This is a genomic window from Polaribacter gochangensis (assembly GCF_046224025.1).
In the GTDB taxonomy this organism is placed as follows: domain Bacteria; phylum Bacteroidota; class Bacteroidia; order Flavobacteriales; family Flavobacteriaceae; genus Polaribacter; species Polaribacter gochangensis.
In genome coordinates, this window is the sequence record NZ_JBJXRF010000059.1 from 1 (window position 1) to 249 (window position 249).

Annotated in this window: 1 pseudogene; it reads left to right on the forward strand. The window is 24.1% G+C overall.

The window, feature by feature from the left end:
* Positions 1 to 86 precede the first annotated feature (86 nt).
* A pseudogene (locus ACEWL1_RS12170) lies at positions 87 to 249 on the forward strand (DUF3822 family protein); the annotation flags it as partial.

Consider the following 249-nt stretch of genomic DNA (forward strand, 5'->3'; position numbering starts at 1 on the left):
TACAGCATTTTACTACGCATACTTTTGAAAATTCTGTTGCAACTCCAGAATTGCTATTGTCTAAAATTTAATAATTATTTAATGAAAATACAGTATTAAAACAAGAGTTTGAAACTGTTACTATCATTCATCAAAACAATTTTGCTACACTTGTTCCTGCAGCTTTATTTAATGAAAATGAATTGAAATTGTATTTAGATTACAACATAAAAAAACTTGCAAACGATTTTATTGAATTTTATAGTATAA